The organism is Paenibacillus mesophilus, assembly GCF_005938385.1.
Classification (GTDB): domain Bacteria; phylum Bacillota; class Bacilli; order Paenibacillales; family NBRC-103111; genus Paenibacillus_AB; species Paenibacillus_AB mesophilus.
In genome coordinates, this window is sequence record NZ_VCRA01000006.1 from 377,259 (window position 1) to 398,687 (window position 21,429).

The 21,429-nt window shown below is 56.8% G+C and carries 23 protein-coding genes and 1 pseudogene; 9 read left to right on the plus strand and 15 right to left on the minus strand.

Features of this window, described 5'->3' with window-relative positions:
• Positions 1 to 21 precede the first annotated feature (21 nt).
• Positions 22 to 1,653: a SulP family inorganic anion transporter gene (locus FE783_RS14155; protein ID WP_138880007.1), complete on the minus strand. Its 1,632-nt coding sequence runs from the start codon at positions 1,651 to 1,653 to the stop codon at positions 22 to 24.
• Positions 1,654 to 1,756: 103 nt separating this feature from the next.
• The gene (locus FE783_RS14160; protein WP_138880008.1) at positions 1,757 to 2,089 is read right to left on the minus strand and encodes an ArsR/SmtB family transcription factor; all 333 of its coding nucleotides are present in this window, start codon (positions 2,087 to 2,089) and stop codon (positions 1,757 to 1,759) included.
• 129 nt (positions 2,090 to 2,218) lie between these two features.
• On the opposite strand from FE783_RS14160, the gene FE783_RS14165 reads away from it, so the two are divergent.
• Positions 2,219 to 2,836, plus strand: a complete 618-nt coding sequence (locus tag FE783_RS14165) for a 3'-5' exonuclease family protein (protein ID WP_138880009.1) — start codon at positions 2,219 to 2,221, stop codon at positions 2,834 to 2,836.
• Positions 2,837 to 2,889: 53 nt separating this feature from the next.
• Here the strand turns inward: FE783_RS14165 and FE783_RS14170 are convergent, their stop codons facing one another.
• The 3 genes from FE783_RS14170 to FE783_RS14180 all read right to left on the minus strand — a co-directional run bounded on the left by FE783_RS14170 (position 2,890) and on the right by FE783_RS14180 (position 5,318).
• A complete protein-coding gene (locus FE783_RS14170) occupies positions 2,890 to 3,066 on the minus strand; it encodes an anti-repressor SinI family protein (protein ID WP_138880010.1) in 177 nt (58 codons plus the stop codon).
• Between the two features lie 142 nt (positions 3,067 to 3,208).
• Positions 3,209 to 3,544, minus strand: coding sequence for a helix-turn-helix domain-containing protein (locus tag FE783_RS14175; protein WP_138880011.1), 336 nt, complete (start codon positions 3,542 to 3,544; stop codon positions 3,209 to 3,211).
• 424 nt (positions 3,545 to 3,968) lie between these two features.
• Positions 3,969 to 5,318 carry a sodium-dependent transporter gene (locus FE783_RS14180; RefSeq protein WP_138880012.1) on the minus strand — a complete coding sequence of 450 codons (1,350 nt, stop codon included), beginning with the start codon at positions 5,316 to 5,318 and terminating at the stop codon, positions 3,969 to 3,971.
• Between the two features lie 151 nt (positions 5,319 to 5,469).
• On the opposite strand from FE783_RS14180, the gene FE783_RS37555 reads away from it, so the two are divergent.
• Genes FE783_RS37555 through FE783_RS14200 form a run of 5 tightly spaced genes read left to right on the plus strand, consistent with a single transcriptional unit; the run spans position 5,470 to position 9,858 of the window.
• The gene (locus tag FE783_RS37555) at positions 5,470 to 5,628 is read left to right on the plus strand and encodes a hypothetical protein (protein ID WP_158301801.1); all 159 of its coding nucleotides are present in this window, start codon (positions 5,470 to 5,472) and stop codon (positions 5,626 to 5,628) included.
• A gap of 48 nt (positions 5,629 to 5,676) precedes the next feature.
• Complete coding sequence (locus FE783_RS14185) at positions 5,677 to 7,206, plus strand: spore germination protein (RefSeq protein ID WP_138880013.1); 1,530 nt, start codon at positions 5,677 to 5,679, stop codon at positions 7,204 to 7,206.
• A 33-nt stretch (positions 7,207 to 7,239) separates the two neighbouring features.
• A complete protein-coding gene (locus FE783_RS14190; protein ID WP_138880014.1) occupies positions 7,240 to 8,442 on the plus strand; it encodes a Ger(x)C family spore germination protein in 1,203 nt (400 codons plus the stop codon).
• Positions 8,443 to 8,448: 6 nt separating this feature from the next.
• The gene (locus FE783_RS14195; RefSeq protein WP_138880015.1) at positions 8,449 to 8,682 is read left to right on the plus strand and encodes a hypothetical protein; all 234 of its coding nucleotides are present in this window, start codon (positions 8,449 to 8,451) and stop codon (positions 8,680 to 8,682) included.
• Positions 8,683 to 8,706: 24 nt separating this feature from the next.
• Positions 8,707 to 9,858, plus strand: a complete 1,152-nt coding sequence (locus tag FE783_RS14200; protein ID WP_138880016.1) for a GerAB/ArcD/ProY family transporter — start codon at positions 8,707 to 8,709, stop codon at positions 9,856 to 9,858.
• A gap of 130 nt (positions 9,859 to 9,988) precedes the next feature.
• Here FE783_RS14200 and FE783_RS14205 read toward each other — a convergent pair whose 3' ends face one another.
• From FE783_RS14205 to FE783_RS14220, 4 genes are all read right to left on the minus strand, one after another.
• Positions 9,989 to 10,870, minus strand: coding sequence for a methyl-accepting chemotaxis protein (locus tag FE783_RS14205; protein WP_138880017.1), 882 nt, complete (start codon positions 10,868 to 10,870; stop codon positions 9,989 to 9,991).
• 87 nt (positions 10,871 to 10,957) lie between these two features.
• Positions 10,958 to 11,299 (minus strand): hypothetical protein, encoded by a 342-nt coding sequence (locus tag FE783_RS14210; RefSeq protein ID WP_138880018.1) that lies wholly within the window; start codon positions 11,297 to 11,299, stop codon positions 10,958 to 10,960.
• Positions 11,296 to 11,547: a hypothetical protein gene (locus FE783_RS14215; protein WP_138880019.1), complete on the minus strand. Its 252-nt coding sequence runs from the start codon at positions 11,545 to 11,547 to the stop codon at positions 11,296 to 11,298. The genes FE783_RS14210 and FE783_RS14215 overlap by 4 nt, the downstream gene beginning before the upstream one ends.
• A 120-nt stretch (positions 11,548 to 11,667) precedes the next feature.
• Complete coding sequence (locus FE783_RS14220) at positions 11,668 to 12,693, minus strand: NADH:flavin oxidoreductase/NADH oxidase (RefSeq protein WP_138880020.1); 1,026 nt, start codon at positions 12,691 to 12,693, stop codon at positions 11,668 to 11,670.
• Between the two features lie 191 nt (positions 12,694 to 12,884).
• Between FE783_RS14220 and FE783_RS14225 the strand changes: the two genes are divergently transcribed.
• Complete coding sequence (locus FE783_RS14225; RefSeq protein ID WP_138880021.1) at positions 12,885 to 13,217, plus strand: winged helix-turn-helix transcriptional regulator; 333 nt, start codon at positions 12,885 to 12,887, stop codon at positions 13,215 to 13,217.
• 99 nt (positions 13,218 to 13,316) lie between these two features.
• On the opposite strand, the gene FE783_RS14230 is transcribed toward FE783_RS14225, so the two are convergent.
• From FE783_RS14230 to ilvB, 6 genes and pseudogenes are all read right to left on the minus strand, one after another.
• Positions 13,317 to 13,640, minus strand: a complete 324-nt coding sequence (locus tag FE783_RS14230) for a thioredoxin family protein (RefSeq protein WP_138880022.1) — start codon at positions 13,638 to 13,640, stop codon at positions 13,317 to 13,319.
• A 197-nt stretch (positions 13,641 to 13,837) separates the two neighbouring features.
• Positions 13,838 to 14,950: an RNA-guided endonuclease InsQ/TnpB family protein gene (locus FE783_RS14235; protein ID WP_138880023.1), complete on the minus strand. Its 1,113-nt coding sequence runs from the start codon at positions 14,948 to 14,950 to the stop codon at positions 13,838 to 13,840.
• Positions 14,910 to 15,547: pseudogene (locus FE783_RS14240) on the minus strand (IS607 family transposase). The gene FE783_RS14235 and the pseudogene FE783_RS14240 overlap by 41 nt, the downstream one beginning before the upstream one ends.
• Before the next feature lie 201 nt (positions 15,548 to 15,748).
• On the minus strand, positions 15,749 to 16,249 hold the full coding sequence (locus tag FE783_RS14245) for a hypothetical protein (protein ID WP_138880024.1): 501 nt from the start codon (positions 16,247 to 16,249) through the stop codon (positions 15,749 to 15,751).
• Positions 16,250 to 16,333: 84 nt separating this feature from the next.
• On the minus strand, positions 16,334 to 16,813 hold the full coding sequence (gene ilvN / locus FE783_RS14250) for an acetolactate synthase small subunit (protein WP_138880025.1): 480 nt from the start codon (positions 16,811 to 16,813) through the stop codon (positions 16,334 to 16,336).
• Positions 16,800 to 18,635 (minus strand): biosynthetic-type acetolactate synthase large subunit, encoded by a 1,836-nt coding sequence (gene ilvB / locus FE783_RS14255; RefSeq protein ID WP_138880026.1) that lies wholly within the window; start codon positions 18,633 to 18,635, stop codon positions 16,800 to 16,802. The genes ilvN and ilvB overlap by 14 nt, the downstream gene beginning before the upstream one ends.
• A gap of 169 nt (positions 18,636 to 18,804) precedes the next feature.
• Between ilvB and FE783_RS14260 the strand changes: the two genes are divergently transcribed.
• Entirely contained in the window at positions 18,805 to 21,060 is a 2,256-nt protein-coding gene (locus FE783_RS14260) for a LuxR C-terminal-related transcriptional regulator (protein WP_138880027.1), read from the plus strand.
• Between the two features lie 74 nt (positions 21,061 to 21,134).
• Positions 21,135 to 21,404, plus strand: coding sequence for a YciI family protein (locus FE783_RS14265; RefSeq protein ID WP_138880028.1), 270 nt, complete (start codon positions 21,135 to 21,137; stop codon positions 21,402 to 21,404).
• Positions 21,405 to 21,429: the final 25 nt, after the last annotated feature.

Genomic DNA, 21,429 nt, shown 5'->3' on the forward strand with positions numbered 1-21,429 from the left:
GGTCGATGGGTCGGCTTACTTTCAAACGGGAACTTCTTCCCGCCGTTCCGCTTCTTCGCCTCGGTCAAGCGCCTTCAGCGCATAGCGAACGGCTTCCTCCTTATGGGCAAAGAATCGGTCTTTTCCCAGAATTCGGTCCAAGCCCGTTTTGGCCAAATATGCTTCGGGCTGCGGCCGGATGCCGGAGACAAGCACGAGAACGCCGCTCTGCTTATACGTTCTCAAAATGGTGGAAATGACGTATTCGCCGGAGCTGTCGATATAGGGGACGTTCTCCATGCGGAGCAGCAGCGCCTTCGGACGGTGCGGCGCCTCGGCCATAATCATCGCCCCGAGCCGGCTTGCCGTGCCGAAAAACAACGGTCCTTCGACGGAGAACACGAGCAGCTCCGGGGAGCCGTGCTCCTCCTTCGCGACGACGAGGTTGGCGCTTATCCTTTTCACGAAAAGCAGTACCGCAATCGCCAGGCCCGCCTCGACGGCGGTGGTCAAATCCGTAAATACCGTAAGCAGAAACGTAACGACCAGGACAATCGAATCGCCGGTTCTCGTTCCAAGCACCAGCATGAATTCTTTCCTCTCGCTCATATTCCAAGCTACTACCATCAAGATAGGCGCCATGGCGGAGAGCGGAATGTCGGAAGCAAACGGCGCGAATAAGACCAGCGTCAGCAGTACGACAAGGCCGTGAATAACACCGGATAAGGGCGAAGCCGCGCCGCTTCTAATATTCGTCGCCGTGCGCGCGATCGCACCGGTGGCGGGAATGCCTCCGAACAGCGGCGTTACGAAATTGGCTATCCCTTGCCCGATCAGCTCCCGGTTGCTGTTATGCCGGCTGCCCGACATCCCGTCCGCGACAACCGCCGACAGCAGCGATTCGAAGCCGCCCAAGAGGGCGATCAGCAAGGCGGGACGTATCAGCTCCACGATCAGATCCAACGAGATATGCGGGAGAGCGAACGTCGGAAGCGTACTCGGAATATCTCCGTAGGTCGAACCGATCGTAGCTACCTTCCCGCCGAAGAACACGGAGGCAACGACACCGGAGACGAGCAGGGCGATCAAGGAAGCCGGAAGCTTGGGGAACCGCTTCGGCAGAAGAAGCAGGATGGCGAGACTGATAAGAGCGGTCAAGACGCTGTATCCGTTAACGGAAGATAGATGGGTCGCGAGTTCGCGCATGTTGGGCCAAAAATGCTCATGACGCTCTAAGCCGGTCAAGCCGAGAAAGTTGGCGATTTGTCCGGAGAAAATAATAACCGCGATCCCGGACGTAAACCCGATCGTAACGGGCCGGGGGATAAACTTGATGAGCGCTCCGAGCCTGAACAGGCCCATGAGGACAAGAATGACCCCCGCCATCATGCCGGCGAGAAGCAGCTTGTCGTACCCGTATTGCAGCACGACGGCGAGCAGAATAGGGATGAAGGCGCCTGTCGGTCCGCCGATCTGGAACTTCGAGCCGCCCAGCAGCGAGATGAGAATGCCTGCCACGATCGTTGTATAAATCCCGTACTGGGGCTTCACCCCGGAAGCGATAGCGAAAGCCATCCCGAGAGGAATGGCGACGATCCCGACAATCAGACCGGCAATCAGGTCACGACGCAGCGAGTGGATGTTGTACCCCTCATATCTTCCCGACCCTTTCATTACGATCCCTTCTTCTCGTTATATTTGATTATTTGAATATATGGAAATAGTACGCCCGACTGCAAAAAAAATCAATACCTCTATCGAGACATTGATTCCGGGTTTATTGCTCCGATGCCCTCATATGTTCCAGCAGCGTGATCGTGCCGACCAGGTGGTTATCGAAAATTTGCTTGGCCACCTTCAGCAAGTCTTTCACCAAAGGGTCCCGCAAGCTGTATATGACGGATGTTCCTTCCTTGATGCCGAATACGACGTTTTTGCTGCGCAAAATCGCCAGCTGCTGCGACACCGCGGACCCTTCGCTGCCGATAATCGACTGGATTTCGTTGACGGTCTTGTCGCCTTCCGACAGCAATTCGAGAATGCGAATCCGCAACGGATGGGCGAGCGCTTTGAAAAATTCGGATTTGAATTGCTGGAGCTCCAAGTTCATGGCGGCTTCTCCTTGTCTGTTTACCTATATGAGTAATCATAGCATAAAAGAAGCCCCATTTGACAAGGAGGCAAATACTAATATATATTCAAATAATCAGATATACAAACATAAGGGGAGGTGGATTTTATGTCCGAATCGCGATCGGCAACCAACCGTCCCGATATGCCCGGGCCATCGGGCAAATATAAACCTACTACCCGCCTCCTCGTCATCGAGCAAGGTCTCGATTTTTTGAGCGGGATCGGCTCGGAACATATATGCGGCGTTTGCATCGACAACGGAGGCTCCTGCTGCAAGGGGTGCCGGAACTTGACCGCCGGAACGGGCTGCAGTCTTCGGAACACGAGCTGTACGGCATGGCTGTGCGGCTTCCTGCGGTACTTTCTATACGAGACCGGGCTTCTCAAGGAATGGGAGAACTTCTGGAAGCAAGTCCCCGGACTCGATTACCGGGAGGACTTTACGCCCGATCATTTCACGGTCCGCAAAACATTATCCAATCCAAACCTCCGCTTTCTCGGCTTCGAGCTTGCCGAGGATTTGAGGGCATTGGCGGAATCGAAATCGAAGCAGGGCTACATCATTAACTTACGGGAACAAATCGACCGCAGCCTGGACGAATTATCGATCTGGAAAACGGCTTCCAAGCAAGCTATAGCGAGAAAAAACATACAAGTGCTGTCAAAGCCGTTCCGCCGCTTCCATCAAGCTCTCGAGCATTACCGGAGCGATCTTTCGACATGAAAACAGCCCTTGCGAACGGAATCGCACGGGCCGTCAATAGGTTTATGATCGCATCAAGGGGCCGAGTCCGGACAACGGTCGGTCGAAGAACGCTTCGCAGCGGCCCGATTCGAGTCGCCCAGAAACAGGCGTATTTCTTCCAACGACAATCCCATGCTTCGGGCCGAAGCAATCAGCTCCACCCATTCCTCATCCAACTGGAGCGCATGGTTCTCCTGTGCGTCCGGCATGCCACACTCCATTTCCGCCCGAGAATGTACTAGTACAATGTCAGACCTTACATTGTTTGTTAAACCGAGCCCATACCGAGGCACAGAATTAGCTCTGACTTTGTACTTGGGCATTACCGAAAACCGTGCTCACGTTCCGACATTATTTGGATTGTATCTTTTTCCATTTGTTGAACTCGAGGTAATCCCTGAACTGCTCCTTCGTAACGCCGGATGCCATCGCTTCGAGCACGAGCGCAAGCCATTCGTCGTTCAACGGCTCCTTCGGCTCGCGCTCCGGCTTATTGTGCAGAATGGCGTCTACCGGAACCTCCAACGCGTCCGCAACCTTCTCGAGCATATGGATGGACGGATTGTTCTGCTTGTCCCTCTCCATGCTGCTTATGTACGATTTCGCTACGTTCGCCTTCTCCGCAAGTTCGGAGATGGACCACCCTTTTCCAAGCCGCAGCACCCGGATTCGTTCGCCTATCCTCACTACCGTAACCGTCCTTTAACCGTTCTCGATCTCACTCATCGATTCCCAATATACCACACCGATCGAGGTTTGTTAATGTATTGCCGCCGGGACGATTAAGGAGACGAACGACATGCACGACCGCTTGCGCTGTTCAAGCTCCGCCTTGCTCCGGAAATGTTTCGGCTCGAATGCTGACTTCCGGCGGCCGAACCGTGGTGCCCGTATTCTCGGGCTGACGCTTACCGGACGCCACGGCTGCCGCATCTTCTTTCACTTACGCTTCTTTCCGACTGTGATGCTTGCCTTGCTTCTTTATAACGAACATACCATTCATTATAAAGCACGACATTTACTCGACAAAATAGTCCGGTTGCCCGATTTTTGTCACGAAAAAGTTGCGATTTCCGTTCATGCTGCGACATTTTTCACCAAAAAACGTTTTTTAAAACCGGATCAAGCCTACGGAATACAGGAACACCAAAATAATGAGAATCGGCGATACATAGCGCAGCAGCGTCATCCATGCCCGATACCAGAAACCGCTCAACCCCGCTTCTTCCCCGGCCCTTTTCCAGACATAGGCCGTAAACAAAGTGACGATCAGCCCTCCCAGAGGCATAAGGATATACGCTGTCGCAAAATCCACCCAGTCGAACACCGTTTTGCCGCCCGGCTGAAACGAGCCGAGCACGCCGCCGACCGAGAGAGCGGACGGCACACCGACCAGGAAACAGACGATCGAGACGTACAGCGCTGCTTTCTTTCGGGTCCACTTCCATTTCGTAATCGAGTACGCCACGGGAACTTCCAGAATCGAGATCGCCGAGGTGAGCGCCGCAATCGCCAGCAGCAGGAAAAATAACCCCCCGAACAGCAAGCCGAACGGCATCCGGGAAAACGCCGCAGGCAACGCCATGAACGCGAGCCCCACCCCCTCCCCGGGCTCCAGTCCGAAGGAGAACACCGTCGGGAATATGACGAGTCCGGCGATGAACGCGTACAGCAAATCTCCCGCCCCGATCGCCAGCGTGGCCGCGCCGAGCGACTGCTGCGCACTCACGTACGAGCCGTAGGTCAGCATGCAGCCCATCCCGAGCGACATGGAGAAGAAGGCGTGTCCGAGCGCGATCAGCATCGATTCGGCGTCCAGCTTGGAGAAGTCCGGCTGCAGGAAGAAGCGCACCCCTTCCCCCGCTCCGGACAGCGTCAGCGACCGGAGCATCAAGACGACGAGGATGATGAAAAAACCGGGAATCAAAAACGTATTGAATTTCTCGATGCCGCCGGAAACGCCTCTAGCCAGCACCCAGCCGCAGATAGCCATGACGACGGCTTGCCAGAGCAGCGGCAAGTAGCCTCCGGCAAACGATGCGAATTTGCTCTTGTAGTCGACTCCGGACTGGAACAGCATGCCCGAAAACGATTCCACCGTATAATGAAGCGTCCAGCCGGCTACTACGGCGTAATAGGACATGATGAGGAACGCGGTAATAACGGACAGCAGCCCGAACGCTCCCCAGTACTTCTTGCCGGTAAGCTTCAAAAACGAGGTGGAGGCGTTCCCTCTGCCGCCCCGGCCGATCGTCATCTCCGCGAGCAGAATCGGCAGCCCCACCACGATCAAGCAAACGATGAACAGCAGGAAAAAAGCGGCTCCGCCGTGCTTGCCAGTAATATAGGGGAACTTCCACATATTGCCAAGCCCTACCGAGCTGCCGATCGCAGCCATAATGAACCCTTTCGTAGAAAACCTGTCGCCGGAAGCTGCTCCGGATGTCCGATTGCCGCTCATGATGCTCTCCTTATGTGGACAAGTATTGGAATCTGCAACACATGCAGGATAGTTTAGTGTTGCAACCAAGACGCAACCTTATTCCATTTCCGAGTATTTTAACCTTAAAGTGGATACCCTACTTTTCAGTCCATCCGAAAGGAGATTATCCATGCCCGAAAACCGGAAAGATGAGCCGAAGCGCGCCCGGGAACAGGAGAATGCCGCCGTTCGCGATACGTCGACGATCGTCCCGATCACTACTCCGGCGTATTTGGAAAACAATGATTTCGAAGCCGCCGACAAAGATACTTACATCGACGAGCCGTAATGGAGACCGCCTCTACAGGCGAAAACGCTATTCATCAGGTGATACGCCATGCCATATGCAATGAACGAACCGTTTATCCGACTGGCATTGCCGGAAAAAGTACGACTTCTTCGCCAGCTGTTCGGCAACAGCAGCGACTTGGCCGCACGGGATCTGCCGCTCGGCAAATCCGGTCAAATCCAAGCCGCGATCCTTTACATAGACGGACTGGTAGACGCGCCGACGGTTAACGGAATAGTCGAATCGCTGCAGATATCGATGCGCACGGACGAACGGATGCCCGGGCAGCTTCACCTTCCCGAATGGCCCGCTCTGCCGGAAGATTTCCCCGTACCGGCAGCGGGTGTCCGCAGCTTGAACGAGCTGAAGGCGATCGAACACGCCCTGTTGTCCGGGGATACGATCCTGCTGCTCGGCCATCCGGACGTTTGCCTCGCCATCGATACGAGCGGCGGCGAGCAGCGAAATGTCGGCGAGCCTTCGACGGAGACGGTTGTCCGCGGTCCGCGCGAAGGCTTCACGGAAAATTTGAGAACGAACATTTCGCTGGTCCGCAGAAGAATCAAGGACGCCAACCTATGGCTGGAAATGAAACAAATCGGCCGCGTCACCAAAACCGACGTTGCCCTCATGTACATACACGGCATCGCCCAGGACAGCGTCGTGGCCGAAGCGAGAGCGAGGCTCGACCGGATCGATATCGACGCCATCCTGGAGAGCGGCTACATCGAGGAGATGATCCAGGACGAGGCGCACTCGCTGTTCCCGACGATGACAAGCTCGGAGAGGCCCGACGTCGTCGCCGCCAACTTGTTGGAAGGGCGAATCGCCATTCTCGTCGACGGAACTCCGTTCGTGCTTGTAGCTCCGGTGCTGTTCATCCAATTTTTCCAGGCTGCCGAAGACTACTACAACCGGTACAATTTCAGCGTCATCCGCCTGCTGAGGCTGCTATCCTTCTTTATCGCGATGCTTGCCCCGGCGCTCTATATCGCTCTGACGACGTTCCATCAGGAGGCGATACCGACGCCGCTCTTGATCGGCCTTGCCGCCCAGCGCGAAGGCATCCCGTTCCCGGCTTTCGTGGAAGCGATGATGATGGAGATCACGTTCGAAATATTGCGCGAAGCCGGGGTTCGCATGCCGAGGGCGATCGGGCAAGCGGTCTCGATCGTCGGGGCGCTCGTCCTGGGGGATGCGGCCGTCCAGGCGGGACTCGTCTCGCCGGCTATGGTTATCGTCGTCTCGCTGACGGCGATCTCCAACTTCGTCATACCGGCTTACGATTTGGCCACCTCGACGCGCATCATGCGGTTCGTGTTCATGTTTCTGGCCGCTTCCTTCGGCTTATTCGGCATTTCCGCGGGAATCGTCGCGCTCGTGCTTCATTTGTGCAGCCTGCGTTCATTCGGTGTCCCGATTCTGGCACCTTACGCCCCGCTGTCGATAGCCGGTCAGAAAGACGGGCTGCTCCGCTGGCCGCTATGGCGGCAGCATAAGCGCCCCCGGTTCTTAAGCCCGGGGAACAAAATCCGGGAGCGGAGCTCGGGACCGAAGAAACCGCCCACGCGGAAATAACTTTACTTTGCTGCATCAAGGGAGTTGCAGGATATGCTGAGACAAGCCGCCGTTGCCGCGCTGCTATGCTGTTTGTGCCTTGCTCTTGCGGGATGCTGGAGCCGCCGCGAATTGAACGAGCTGTCCATTACGGTAGGACTCGGCATCGATAAGACGGGCGACCAGTATACCGTATCCACGCAAGTCGTCGACCCCGGGCAAGTGGCCACGAGGGCGGCCGGCAGCGGAACCCGCGTGCCTGTCACCGTCTACCGGGAAACGGGACCGAGCATACTCGAAGCTCTGCGCAAAATGACGACGATCGCTCCGCGCCGGATTTATTTGTCCCACCTCCGCATGCTCATCATCGGAGAGGAGATGGCGCGCAGCGGCATCAGCGAAGCGCTGGACTTTTTGTCGCGCGGCCACGAGACCCGGACCGACTTTTTCATCGCGATAGCAAAGGGCAGCAAAGCGGTAGACATTTTGAACGTGTTGACTCCTCTGGAGAAAATCCCGGCCAACAATTTGTTCCTGTCGCTCGAGACGTCGGCCAAATTTTGGTCGCCCACTCACGGCATTTATCTGGACGAGCTTATCAACGGTTTGGCCGGAGAGGGGAAAAGTCCAGCCGTGACGGGTATCCGGATCAAGGGAGCGGCCGAGAAGGGGGACGTCATCCAAAATATCCAATCGATCACCCCTCCCGCCGAGCTGGAATACGCCGGGCTTGCCGCCTTCAAGAAGGATAAGCTGATCGGCTGGCTGAACGAAACCGAGAGCAAAGGGTTCAATTATATCCAAGGGTTCGTCAAGGAAACGGCGGGACACCTCGACTGTCCGAACGGCGGCCGCATCGTAACCGACGTCATCCGGACGTCAACCAAGGTCAAAGGTAAAGTAATCGACGGCAAACCGGCCATCGATATCATCCTGTACGCCGAAGGAGACGTCGCCGAAGTCGCTTGCGGAATCGATTTGCAAAATCCCGATTCTTTGCCGGCCCTGAATAAGATTATTAACGAAAACTACAATAAGCTGATCAAAAAAACCGTTTACAAAGCGCAGAAAGAATTCAAAACCGACTTTATCGGCTTCGGCGACGTATTCCGCAAATCGCATCCGAAGGAATGGGACTCCTGGAAGGACGATTGGCAGGAAATGTTCGTTTCGCTTCCCGTCAACGTCCGGATGGATTACCGGATACGGAGAATCGGCACGATTACCAATTCGCTGAAGCAAGAAATGAAGGAGTGAGCCGGTATGTGGCCCGTCGTCGGATTGATCGCCGCAACCGCCGTCATGGTCGTCCTCGAAGTGCCGGATATGCTACGCAATCGGCTGAAGAAAGACTTGGCCGCGTTCGCCATTCTGCTCGCTGCCGGATTGGGGGTGAGCATCGCCTATACACTGCATGTCGCTGTCTGGAATCCGGTACAGCTCATAACCCGGTTTTTTATGCCGGTGAGCAAGTGGATCGAGCGATTGTTGTCCTAGTACAGTACTAAGGGGAGACTAGCGTTGGAACACGGTAAAATCGCGGCCCGCCAATTTATGATACTAGTCGTCATGTTTATTATCGGCAGCTCCATCCTTCTCGTTCCGGCGGCGCTCGGGGCGCAAGCGAAACAGGACGCTTGGATGTCCGCTATTGTAGGCGTCGCCATCGGCCTCGGCATTATCGTGCTGTTGAGCGCGGTAGGCAACCGGTTGCCCTCCCTCTCGCTCGTCGAAGCGTGCAAAGTGCTGCTGGGCCAATGGCTCGGAACGGCGGTCGCCGTTCTTTTCGTGATTCATTCGTTTTTTTTGGCCGTGTTCATGCTCCGGTATATCGGGGATTTTATGGCTACGCAAATTATGCCGGAGACGCCTGTCGAAGCGATTCACATCGTTTTTATTATTTTGGTCATTATGGCGTCCAAGTACGGACTGGAGACGTTTGCCCGGTCGGCGGAAATCTTCTTGCCCTGGGTACTGCTGTTTCTTATCGTGCTTACCCTATTCGTCCTCCCCCAGATGCACGTCGATAACCTGATGCCCGTTATGCAGAAAGGATTCGCCCCCGTACTGAAGGGCTCACTTCCGCTGATCGGCATACCGTACCTGGAGCTCGTGCTGTTTCTGATGATCTACCCGCATGTCGACGACGCGTCCAAGAGAAGGCGCGCTTTCCTGCTTGGGGGGGCGATCGGAGGCACGATGATCATTCTCGTGACGATTTTGACTTTATCCGTGCTCGGCCCGTATTTGACCGTGCGGAACATATACCCGAGCTTCGCTCTGACCAAAAAAATCAACATCGGCCAATTTCTTCAGCGGATCGAGGCGCTGCTGGCAATTACGTGGTTTTTGACGATTTTTTTCAAAACGACGGTTACGTTCTACGTGTCGGCGCTCGGGTTCGCGCAAATTTTCAAGCTGAAGCGGTATCAGTCGGTGCTTGTTCCCCTCGGCTTCCTGACGGCCATCTATGCGCTGATCGTCTATCCGGATATCGTGTACGGCATCCGGTTCGCGGGAACGATATGGACTCCGTACGCCGCCGTATACGGCTTGCTGCTGCCGCTCGTTCTGCTCGGCATAGCGATGCTCCGTAAAATCGGGGGACGCGGTCAAAGCAAAGGAGGCCCCCTGTCCGATAATCCGGACCGGAAGCCTCCACATTCGAAATAGCGGCAAAAAACGTCCTCCGCTATTTTCCGGCGAACGGCAAAAACGAGCGGAATAACGGCAATATTTTCCGCTAAACAAAACCCTCTCCCACCGCGCTCGTGCCGCTCCTGTCTCCGCTTCGCTCACTTACTCACTTCAGCGAATCGGCAATGCCTGCAAGCCGCCCCGCCAGTCCCGCCACTTCGCCGACGGCCGTGACCATTTGCCTAGTGGCCGCTGCCTGTTCGTTGCTTTTCTTGGCGCTGTCCTCGGAAGCCGACGTGATCGCCTTCATTTTGTGGCCGATTTGCCCGGTCAGCTCGGCAATTTTCTCGGCGTTCTCCTTGGATTGCACCGACAGCTTGCGGATTTCCTCGGCGATAACGGCGAAGCCCCGCCCGTATTCTCCGCTTCGGGCCGCCTCGATGCTCGCGTTCAAGCCGAGAATTTGCGTCTGGGTCGCCACATTGCGGATAAAGGCGAGCATCGCTCCGATCTGCTCGGAGATGCGCTGCACCTCCTTGATCTGCCCGGCCAAATGACGCTCGTTCGTATCGATTTCGCCGGCCGAGGCGGCAATCCGTCCGATCCCCTCGGTAATGCCTCCCGCGTTAAGCTGCAGCGCAGCAGCCACCTCCTGCAAATCATGGCCGACCCGCTGCACAAGCTCCCGGTTCATGCCGCGTATGCGCGTCGACAAGCCTTTCATCACCCGCCATGCCAGACCGCCGTCCTCGAGCATCAGCCTGCGGAACGCCTCTTCGTGCAGCTGCGCCAGCTTCACGTCTCCCGCCGCGACCGCCGTACCGCTGCGCGGCAAGCCCTCGAGCAGCGACATTTCCCCGAAGAAGTCGCCTTTGCCGAATTTCGCCACCGGAATACGCTTGCCGTCCTGCTCCAAAAATAGTTCCACCGTACCGTTCAGCACTACATACATATGGTCGCCCGCATCCCCCGCGCGGAACAGCACTTCGCCGCGGCGTTTGCTTACGACCTTGCCGGCGTCGATCATCGCTTGCTCGTTGAGGTCCATAGGTCCCCTCCCCCCTTCATGCGGCGATTGCCAGAAAAGCTATATAAGTCGAAACTCGATTGATTAGGCCTTTAGTCACACCCTTAATCATAGCACACGGGAAACGGTCCAAACAGACGAACAACGACCGTTAACCAAAAAGAAACAAAACGGATGCCGGCCCATGCCAAAATCCGTTATAACGAAACGTTCCATGGAACGGCGGCCGCCGATGCGATATGATGAAATCACCTTAGGAAAGGAGTGATGCTCAAGATGATAAACAAGGTGATTTCGGTTTAAACCGAAACAGACCGACCCCGGCGATATCGCCGGGGTCTCTGATTTTTTACGGGCCTCTTCGCCCTCGGACAGATGTTTAGATTGCGGGACGGAGACGCCCGAAACAAGAACACCCGGCAGCCGATGCTGTCGGGCGTTCTTGTTCATTCCCTCAAAGCGTCCCTCAGCCGGCTCGACATGACGCCCGCCTGCGCGGTGCGAAGCTTGCGGAGTTCCTGCTTCAACCGTTCGTTCTCGGCGTGCAGCCGTTCGGCCTTGTCCCGCTCCGCGGCTTCACGGCGCTCCGCCTCGTCCACGAGCCGCAGCAGTTCCTCGCAGACGAGGCTTTGATCCTGAAGCCGCTGCCGCAGAACGGTGCGTATCGTTTCATAATCGGTATGTGTGGCGTCGTTCACGTCATTTCCCCTTGTCCCCGCATCGCGTCGGGCATTGTTCCGTCTATTGTACCATCCGGCAGTCGGCGATGCACGCTTCGATTCGGGGATAGAGGCGTGTCTCCTCCAACCATCCGCCGCTCAAAATGCGCGAGCGTACTGCTTGGGCGCGGGAATCGCCTCTTTCCCCGCCACGGCTTGGACCGCGTGGATCGCCCAGTACGGATCTCGCAGCATGCCGCGAGCCACCCCTACCAAGTCGGCGTCTTCGTTCGCTATTGTAGCGTCGGCCAGTGCCGGGTTGTCCAGCATCCCTACGGCAATAACGGGAACGTCCAGCGTTTCCTTGAACGCCCGGGCATACGGCACCTGATAGCCGGGGTAATTGCCCGGCTTGCGCTTGCCGGCCGGTCCTTCCCCGCCGGTCGACACATGGAACATGTCGACTCCGGCTTCCCGGTATTTGCGGGCGATCTCGAGCGAATGGTCGAGGTCGTATCCCCCGTCGATATATTCGATCGCGGAAATACGCAATATAAGCGGCATTTCGGGCGGCATCACGCTTTTGACCGCACGGATCACTTCTACCCCGAACAAGGACAAATCTTTGCCGTATTCGTCCTCTCTCCGGTTAAGCGCCGGGGAATGAAACTGATGGATCAAGTAGCCGTGAGCTCCGTGGAGCTCGATCGTATCGACGCCTGCGGCGATCGCTCTGCGTGCGGCGTCGCGGAATTTGCCGACCATCGCCTTCGTTTCTTCCGTCGTCAACGCCCGCGGCGTCTTGGAGTCCGGAGTTACCGGGATCGCGGATGGGGCGACCGGCACTTCGGCGTCCTCGGCTTTCCTTCCCGCATGGGCGATCTGAACGCCGATCTTGGCGCCGTGCGACTGGACCGCGCTAACAATCCGGGCGAACGCCGGAATGTGGTCATCCGACCATAAGCCGAGATCGTAATCGGAAATCCGGCCGTCCGGCTCGACATCCGTCATTTCGATAATAACAAGCCCGGCCCCTCCGACCGCTCTGGACGCATAGTGGACGAGATGCCAGTCGTTCGGCTTACCGTCCTTCGCCGTAACCGAATATTGGCACATCGGAGGCATAACGATGCGGTTTCGCAGCTGCAGGCTTTTGTATGAGAAAGGGGTGTTCAATCGGTTCATTTCCATATTCCTCCTTTATCGTGTCGCCAAATAGTGTTCCTACAAAAACCATTATAAATTCATTACTTTACTTTGGAAAGTAGTGAACTTATTTTCACTTAGTTACTTTATAGAAACTATTGTATTGCACAACGAATCGCACATTTGGTACAGTGAAACAAACAGGATGAGAAGAAAGCGAGGGAACCGGTATGGACGAACCGGTATTGCTGTCCAAAGGAATAGCCGGAGCGGAGTGTGCGATCGCCAAAACGCTGGACATGATCAGCAACAAATGGACGTTTCTGATCGTCCGCGACCTGCTGTTGGACGGAACGGTCCGTTTCGGCGAGCTGCTGAGGTCGCTCGAAGGCATCAGCGCCAAGACGTTGACCATGCGCCTGCGGGAGCTTGAAGAGAAAGGGATTGTGATACGGCATGTTTATCCGGAGGTTCCTCCGCGGGTGGAATATTCGTTGACCGACAAAGGCAAGAAGCTGGAGCCGCTCTTCATCGAGCTGAAGCGTTTCGGGCTGTCGCTGTAGGAGGCGTATCACAAAAAAACGGAGACTCCTATCCCGCAAGAACAAAAGCGATCCGGGCACAGCCCGTCTTCCGGCGGACTGCTGCACGAATCGCTTTTTTTACGCTTGTGGCAAGCTATTCAAATATTCGCGGACCTGGTCCGGCGTCTTCGCAAACTTGCTATGCAAATGCGCGACCTTCTGCCCGTTGCGGTATACGAGAAGGCTCGGAATACCTCGCACTTCGTTCTCCTCGGCGATTTCCTGGAACTGCTCGGCGTCCATCTCGAACCACTGTTTGTCCGCATGCTCGGCCATGATGCCGCCGATGAACCGGTCCAAATTTTTGCAGTCCGGGCACCACGTCGTGTAGTATTTGACCACCGTGAACGAATCCCGGTTCGTTACTTCCTTGAATTGTTCCGTACTTGCAATTCGATCCATGTTTATCCGTTGCCAAGAACTTATAAAAGTCTATAAATCCTTGTTTGCTTCCTGCTTCCATGTGTCCGCTTTTGCCCGAGCCACGTCAAAGCTTCGCTTTGACTTCCGGCCAGTGGCTACTTGCGGTTGGTGTGACACTCCACAGGCGTAAATTCGGATGCAACGAATCCTACATATTGGCTTAAGCGTGTCAAATGCTATGTCACCAATTTCGACAGATTAATCGCCGCATTCATGTCGCGGTCGATCACATGTCCGCAATTGCATGTGTAGGTGCGCTCGGATAGTTTCAGATTCGATTTGATCCCTCCACAATTTGAGCACAATTTTGATGACGGGAACCATTTGTCGGCTTGTAGGAATGCAGCGCCGATCCTCTCGCATTTGTATTTCACCTGCCGAATGAACTCATGCAGCTTTTGTCCGGCAATCGCTTTGCTCAAATGGCGGTTCCTCATCATCCCGCTCACATTCAAATCTTCCATCACTACAGCGCTCGGCTTGGTTTTCGCTATCGCGCTTGTGGCATGGTGAATGTGATTGGTGCGGATATTCGTCAGTTTCCGATGAAGCAAACGGATTGATTGTTCGACCTTAATAAGGTTGCCTGTCTTGACGAAACGGTTTCCCTCCTTGTTCATTTCGTATTTGCGGGAAGCCTTGCGCTGCAACCTGCGCAAGCGTTTCTCCGTTCTTCTTACGGCGCGAGATTTATTGATGTTCTTGAACCTCATGCCATTACTGCAGACCGCTAAATCTTTAAGACCAACGTCGATCCCAATAACTTCGCCCGACAGCTCCGACTTCTCTTGCTCCTGCCGCACACCTACGGATACATACCAGTACTTGCCGTCATACGATATTCGTGGATTGCTGTACTTATCCGATTTCGGGATCGGTTCACTCGTTTGCAGCCAGCCGATCTTTTCGAGATAAACAGTGGTTCCTTTCACCTTGAATCGGTCATAGCGGCTGTAAAATGCCGGTTTCGATCGTTTCCTGGTTTTGAACTTCGGCTTTCCGGATTGTCCTTTGAACATCTTCTTGTAAGCGTCGCATGCGTCTTTGACGGCTTGCTTCGTAGTATGGGCAGAGATCTCGCCGAGCCACGCATATTCCTCCGCCTGCTTCAGCTTCGTCAGTTCTTTCCGCAGCTCACCGTCAGGGATGAACTTGCCACCTCTCCGGTAGTTTTCTTCCTGTCTGGCAAGCGTCCAATTGTATACCCATCGGGCCGCGCCAGCCGAACGCCATAACGCTTGCTGCTGCTCAGGTGTCGGTTTGATTCTGATTTTTTTCGCAAGAATCATCTTCCATCAACTCCCTGAGCATCTTCTTCGCTTTGTTCGCCCGCTTTCCTTGTAACCAGCAACTGAACACCGTGACAATCCGAATCAGATCTTCCACCAATTCTTGTTCTTCCATTTTCTCCGTGTGGTCAATGATTTCGATGGTTGTTTCGAATTGACCGCATACGTTCTCCATAAGTTCAAAGCCGAATTGCATCAACCTATCCTTGTAAAGGACAACAATCTTCTCCACGCGGGAGGAAACGATGAGTTCCAGCAGTTGATTGAAACCTTTTTTCTTGTTGTTGATGCCGCTTCCGATATCCGAGATGATCTCAAACGAATAGCCTTTGACAATCATGTACGCTTTGAGGTTTTCGATCTGCCGTCCAAGATCGTCTTTCTGCTTCAGACTAGACACACGCGCGTAACCAACGACGATTCACTGCGCAGGTTCTTTCTTTTTCAGAAGTTCGTTTAACTGAGTTTGAGAATAATATCTGTATCCGCTGTCGCTGACATAGTGCGGTTTCAGCTTTCCGAGTTTATCCCAATTCCTTAATGTTTGTTGTGTGACTCCAATCATCTCGAGAAGTTACCAATTCCATAAAGTTCCATTACATCGCCTCTAAAACATTATAATTATGTTATAGAGTTTATAAAAGATTTATAGATATTAACGGTTTTTGCCCCCCCAGCTTCAAGTATCCCTTGCCTAACTTGAACCAAAGTATAGCACTTCCTGCCGCAGAAAGACAAACGGATCTGCGCGACTGCCACCGTCCGAGGCACAAAGAACCCTTTCGCACCAGCGCCCGGCTATAAATCGTCCAAATTGACCAGCATCCAGTCCGGCGTCCCGTCTCTCGTCAAAAACCAAGTGTCCACAAACAATTCGGCCGGCTTGTGAATGTGCTCCCTCGCCGCCCATATTTCGCTCAGACGAAATGTAGGCGAGGCGTTGCGAATGAGCAGCGAGATCGGATAAGCCGGATCGTACGCTTTAATCTTCGATTCCTTGCGGCGGATCAGCTCGTTCAGCTGAGCGATCAGATGGGCAAGCGTAAATGGACCCGCCGGACCGGCATCGCCGGAATCCGGACGGCCGAGCAGCTTCTTCGCTTCCGCAGCATCATAGAACAGATGCGTAATCTCCAGCCCGAGCTTGCTTCCGCGCGAATCCTGCATTACGGCGTCGGGACGGTCGTGCTGGTACAACAGCCGCAGCTTGACAAGATTTCGACCGTTGTAGAGCCGTATGAATTCGCGAATCGCGGCACGCTCCAAAGCGAGCTTCTCGTTGTCGTGTCCTTTCGGCATTCGCTCCACCTCCGGATCGATGTCGGTATACGTATATGTCTATACTACCACATCCGGAGCTTCGAACCGACCGCTTATGCGCAATCAATCCCCCCGCAGCATCGCGGTCTCCCCCGTACGCGTCAGCTCCGTGATGCCGTACGGCCTCAGCAGATGGAGCAAAGCGTCGTTTTTGTCCGGTTCGCCTACGACTTGAATGACGACCGAGCGGGGACCCACATCGACGGTCGAGCAGCGGAACGTCTCCGCGAGCGCGAACAGCTCGTGGCGGGTCACGGGCTCCGCATGCAGCTTGACAAGCATCAGCTCGCGCGCGATTACGGCCCTCTCCTGTAACTCAGCGACTTCCACGACATCGATCAGCTTGTTCAGCTGCTTGCAAATTTGCTCGGCCGTACGGTCGTCTCCTCCCGCGGTAATCGTAATCCGCGACAGCCCTTCCCGCTCGGAGCCGCCGACCGTAATGCTCTCCATATTGTAGCCCCTTCGCCCGAACAGACCGGAGATGCGCTGCAGCACGCCCGGATGGTTTTGCGCCAGAACGGATATTTTAAGTGTCGCCATTGTTCCGCCCCTCCCCCACGATCATGTCGCCCAGCGGCTTGCCTTGCGGTACCATCGGATAGACAAGCTCGTCCTTCGAGACGACGAAATCGATCAGCACCGGCCCCGGCGTATCGAGCGCCTCCTGCCATGCAAGCCGGGCATCATGCTTATTGTCCGCCCGGAGTCCCTTCACGCCGTATGCTTCCGCCAGCTTGACGAAATCCGGGCTGCCCGACAAATCGATGTGGCTGTAGCGGCGATCGTAGATGAGCTCCTGCCACTGCTTGATCATGCCGAGCGTCCGATTGTTGATGACGACGATTTTGACCGGGATGTTATGGATCGCGCAAATCGCCAGCTCCTGGGAGCACATCTGCATCCCGCCGTCCCCGTTGATCGAGACGACGAGCCGGTCCGGATTGCCAATCTGCGCGCCGATCGCCGCCGGAAAGCCGAAGCCCATCGTGCCCAAGCCGCCGGACGTAACGAGCGAACGCGGGCGGTTGAACTTGTAATATTGCGCCGTCCACATCTGATGCTGCCCGACATCGGTCGTAATGATCGCTTCCCCGCCCGTCGTCCCGGATATCATCTCGATGACGGCTTGGGGCTTCAGCGGGTGTTCCGTATCCGTATAGCGGAGCGGGTATTGCCGCTTCAGGCTGTCGAGGCGTCTCAGCCACGCCGCCTTGGCGTCGCTTGGCCCGAAGGTACCGGCTCGGCTCGCGGACGCTTCTCCTCTTCCCCGCTCAATGAGCAGCGCGTTCGCCGCATTTAGAACGTCGTGGACGTCTCCCTGCACGGAGATCGCCGTCGGCACCAGCTTGCCGATCTCCGCCGCGTCGATGTCGATATGGACGATGCGCGCTCCGGGAGCGAAGCCGTCCAGTCTCATCGTCACCCGGTCGTCGAACCGCGCTCCCGCCGAAATAAGCAGGTCGCACTCCTGCAGCGCCCGGTTGGCCGCCACCGTGCCATGCATGCCGGGCATGCCGAGCCACAGCCCGTGCCCGCTCGGGAAGCCGCCCAGTCCGAGCAGCGTCGTCGTGACGGGAACCCGCGTTTTCTCCGCGAACGTGACCAGCTCGCTTCCGGCGTCCGCCGCGACAACACCTGCTCCGGCGAGCAGCAGAGGCCGTTCGGCGGCCTCCACCGCCGCGAGCAGCTCATCGATCCGCTGCAACAGCCCGGGTGCGGCCGGTGACGGGTTATACCCCGGAATCGATATACCGGCGGGATAGCGGAATACCGCCTCCTCGGCCGAGACGTCCTTCGGGATGTCGATCAGCACGGGCCCCTTCCTCCCCGTCCCCGCGATATGAAACGCTTCGCGCACGATACGCGGCAAATCGGCGGCGCTCCGTACAAAGTAGCTGTGCTTCGTGATCGGCTGCGTAATCCCGACGATGTCCGCTTCCTGGAACGAATCGGTGCCGATGAGCGTTGCGGCGACGTTGCCGGTAATGACGACAAGCGGAACCGAGTCCATATGCGCCGTGGCGATACCCGTCACCAGATTGGTCGCTCCCGGTCCCGAGGTGGCGATGCATACTCCGGTTTTGCCGGTCGATCTGGCGTATCCGTCCGCCGCATGAATCGCTCCTTGCTCGTGCCGGGTCAGCACATGCCGGAAATGCGGATTGCCGTGCATGGCGTCGTAAATGTACAGTACCGCTCCACCCGGATAGCCGAAAACGCATTCCACCCCTTCGAGCAGCAGCGAGCGCAGCAATATTTCCGAGCCGGATATCCGGTCCGGCTCCATTAGGCGTTCCCGCAGCGCGGGATCGTTTACGGGAACGGAGTAGTCCGTCTTTTCCTCCGCTTTCGTGTCGTGCATGGATCATTTCCCCTTTCGCGGTTTGCTACCGATAACGTAGCATGACCGGCGGAGGCGGCAGTACTATCCTTCGGGCGACATCGATAGTATACTTTGGGATAAAAAACGAAATGGGAGAAGGCTTCTTGGGAGGCGATGCCGAATCCATCGTAAAAGGAGGTATGCGAAAATGACGCCTGCGCCGGACGACAACGACGCGTTCGCAACGCTCGGGGATCGGATCGAACGGCTCCGTGTCGACGAATTCGTCGGCCGCGCCTTCGAGCAGCATTTTTTCGAGGAATATTTGACCCGCCTGCCGGATAGGACCGAGCGGATCTTGAACGTGCACGGAACCGGGGGAATGGGCAAAACGGTTCTGCTCGGACGGTTTCGCGCCATCGCGGAGGAATGGGGGGCGTCATTCGTCTATGTCGATCTTCGCCAAGTGGCGGGGCGTACCGAGCATATCGCCGCTTTCGTGCGGGATCAGACCGGACGTGCTTATCCGCAAAGTATGGCGGATGCGGAGTCCGGCCGTTCCGCACACGGCATCGAGACGTCCGCAGCCGCGTTCGGCTCACCGGATTCATGCGCCGAGCCGCTCAACCGGATCGCCGTCTCCAGGCGCATCGTGCTTGCGTTCGACCATTACGAGGAAATCGGCAGCCTGGACGCCTGGCTGCGCGATTCGCTGCTGCCCATGCTGCACACGAACATCCTCATCGTCATAGCCGGACGTTACCCGCTGGAAGGACCATGGCGCCTATCGCCGGCTTGGAGGAAGCTCGTCGTCGCGCTGCCGCTGTCCGAGTGGAGCTATGACGATGCCAGAGTCTACTTGACGCGCTGCGGAATAACCGACGAGACTGCGGCCGACCGGCTGTGGATCCGGACATTCGGCCACCCGCTCTCTCTCGCGATGGCCGTCTCCGCTTCTCCCGGCACAGATCGCCGCGCTATCGCGCCGGCTTCGCCGACTAGGCCGGAACGGCTTGACGAAAGGTTCGAGGAGCTCGTCCGCCACTGGCTGCGGGAAGCTCCGGACGACGAGCTGCGCGAGCTGGTCATGGCCGCGTCCGTCACGCGTTCGTTTCAGCAGGAGAGCTTGTCCGCCATGACCGGGAGGGATATCTCCCCTTCTCTGTTCGACCGTCTCGTCAAGCTCTCCTTCGTCGAACGAAGCCTAGGCGGCGGCTGGCGCATGCACGAATTGGCCCGCGAGACGGTGCTCCTGTCATTCCGCGAACGGTTTCCCGACCGGTTCGCGCAGTACCGGAGCATGACGGTCCGCTCTTTGCGCGAACGGATCGCCGCGGCGCTGCGGGAAGGACAGGACATCACCCGCGAAGCGGCCGAGCTGCTCGGCCAGATCGGCAACCCGATTTTGCGGGCGCATTTCCGCCATTCCCGCGCCTCCCGCAATTACTGGGAAACCGTCAGCCCGCATAACGCCGAAGAGGCCGAGACTTATGTACGAAGCCGGGCAAGCCTTGCCCGGGACAGCGTCATCCGCTGCTCGGACCCCGAGACGGGGCAGCTGTTCCGCTTCTCTCTGACCGCCGCCCAAAGCTTGCAGCAGCTGTCGCCGGCATCCGTGAGCGAGCTTGTCCGGCATGGCGGCGAGCATGCCCTTCGTCTGCTCCGCAGCCCTGCCGGAGAGGCGGTCGGACTCGTCGCCATGCTGCCGATCCACGCGGGGACGCTGCCTTTTCTCATGAACGCCCCGGCTTCCCGGGCTTATTTCCACTCACTGCCGGCGGAGCGGCTGGCCCCGTTTCAGGTGCCTCCCCGGGCCAGCGTCGGCAAGTTTCTGTACTATGCAGACGTCGCCGACCCGGAGAAAGAGGAGCTGCGTTCCGACGTCGTGCGGCTTAAGCTGGAGCATATGCTGGCCGGCGCCCTGCTGGTCGCTTCTCCGCCGAATGTGCCGTACTATGCGGAAGCGTACCGCAGTCTCGGCTTTATGACCGTACCCGGCGCGGAACACGCCGATTACGACGGCAGGACGCTTACCCCCGCCTACGTGCTGGACACTCGTGGCAGCGGCGGGATGATCTCCTTTCTGAACCGGGTGACGGAGTCGTCCGAACCGTTCCCGTCCCTGTTCGCGACGGAGCAGTCCGCCGCCGCATCCTTGCCCGACAGCGGCGACCGTACGCCTTCGCTGCTTGGCGGAGTTCCCGCCTCGACCGCGACCCTCCACCCGCTTACTCCCCGCGAACGGGAGGTCGCCGGACTGCTCGCGCTAGGGCACACGAACGGCGAGATCGCTTCGGCGCTCTATATGAGCGTGGCCGCCGTCAAGAAGCACGTCAATGCGATGCTGCACAAGTACGGCGTGAGAAACCGCACCCAGCTGGCCCAAGCGCTGTCCGGCATCCGACCCGGCTCCGTCTTTGACGCGTTGCGGGAGCCGACAACCCCCTTTTCATCGGACGTCTGAAAAGGTACAATGCAAGAGGAAACAACGCCGGGTCGTCCAGCGACCCGCTTATTCGAAAGGAGTCCAAAACCGCTATGCTGTATGCCGCATTGCTTACGATTATCGATGCCGACCTGAACGCCAAATTCCGCCCCGCCCATCTCGACTACCTCGACAAGCTTTATAAGGAAAACAAAGTCGTCATGGCTGGACCGTTCGCGGACAAAAAAGGCGGCATGGTCATTTACCGCGCCGATTCCCCGGAAGAAGCGAAAGCGCTCGCCGAGGCGGACCCGGTCGTGCTCGAAGGCGCGCGGACGCTCGAGCTGCGCGAATGGAACGCGCTTCAGTTCCCGCTTTCCTAATAAGTTCGCTTAAACCGACAAAACC

Bases quoted from the DNA above. Each gene is read 5' to 3' on its own strand.
- FE783_RS14160 (WP_138880008.1), bottom strand. From the start codon at position 2,089: ATGAACTTGGAGCTCCAGCAATTCAAATCCGAATTTTTCAAAGCGCTC.
- FE783_RS14190 (WP_138880014.1), top strand. From the start codon at position 7,240: ATGCTGAGACAAGCCGCCGTTGCCGCGCTGCTATGCTGTTTGTGCCTT.
- FE783_RS14220 (WP_138880020.1), bottom strand. From the start codon at position 12,693: ATGAACCGATTGAACACCCCTTTCTCATACAAAAGCCTGCAGCTGCGA.
- FE783_RS14210 (WP_138880018.1), bottom strand. From the start codon at position 11,299: ATGAACAAGAACGCCCGACAGCATCGGCTGCCGGGTGTTCTTGTTTCG.
- FE783_RS14165 (WP_138880009.1), top strand. From the start codon at position 2,219: ATGTCCGAATCGCGATCGGCAACCAACCGTCCCGATATGCCCGGGCCA.
- ilvB (WP_138880026.1), bottom strand. From the start codon at position 18,635: ATGCACGACACGAAAGCGGAGGAAAAGACGGACTACTCCGTTCCCGTA.
- FE783_RS14185 (WP_138880013.1), top strand. From the start codon at position 5,677: ATGCCATATGCAATGAACGAACCGTTTATCCGACTGGCATTGCCGGAA.
- FE783_RS14170 (WP_138880010.1), bottom strand. From the start codon at position 3,066: ATGCCGGACGCACAGGAGAACCATGCGCTCCAGTTGGATGAGGAATGG.
- FE783_RS14230 (WP_138880022.1), bottom strand. From the start codon at position 13,640: ATGGATCGAATTGCAAGTACGGAACAATTCAAGGAAGTAACGAACCGG.
- FE783_RS14225 (WP_138880021.1), top strand. From the start codon at position 12,885: ATGGACGAACCGGTATTGCTGTCCAAAGGAATAGCCGGAGCGGAGTGT.
- FE783_RS14155 (WP_138880007.1), bottom strand. From the start codon at position 1,653: ATGAAAGGGTCGGGAAGATATGAGGGGTACAACATCCACTCGCTGCGT.
- FE783_RS37555 (WP_158301801.1), top strand. From the start codon at position 5,470: ATGCCCGAAAACCGGAAAGATGAGCCGAAGCGCGCCCGGGAACAGGAG.
- FE783_RS14235 (WP_138880023.1), bottom strand. From the start codon at position 14,950: ATGATTCTTGCGAAAAAAATCAGAATCAAACCGACACCTGAGCAGCAG.
- FE783_RS14180 (WP_138880012.1), bottom strand. From the start codon at position 5,318: ATGAGCGGCAATCGGACATCCGGAGCAGCTTCCGGCGACAGGTTTTCT.
- ilvN (WP_138880025.1), bottom strand. From the start codon at position 16,813: ATGGCGACACTTAAAATATCCGTTCTGGCGCAAAACCATCCGGGCGTG.
- FE783_RS14205 (WP_138880017.1), bottom strand. From the start codon at position 10,870: ATGGACCTCAACGAGCAAGCGATGATCGACGCCGGCAAGGTCGTAAGC.
- FE783_RS14245 (WP_138880024.1), bottom strand. From the start codon at position 16,249: ATGCCGAAAGGACACGACAACGAGAAGCTCGCTTTGGAGCGTGCCGCG.
- FE783_RS14195 (WP_138880015.1), top strand. From the start codon at position 8,449: ATGTGGCCCGTCGTCGGATTGATCGCCGCAACCGCCGTCATGGTCGTC.
- FE783_RS14265 (WP_138880028.1), top strand. From the start codon at position 21,135: ATGCTGTATGCCGCATTGCTTACGATTATCGATGCCGACCTGAACGCC.
- FE783_RS14260 (WP_138880027.1), top strand. From the start codon at position 18,805: ATGACGCCTGCGCCGGACGACAACGACGCGTTCGCAACGCTCGGGGAT.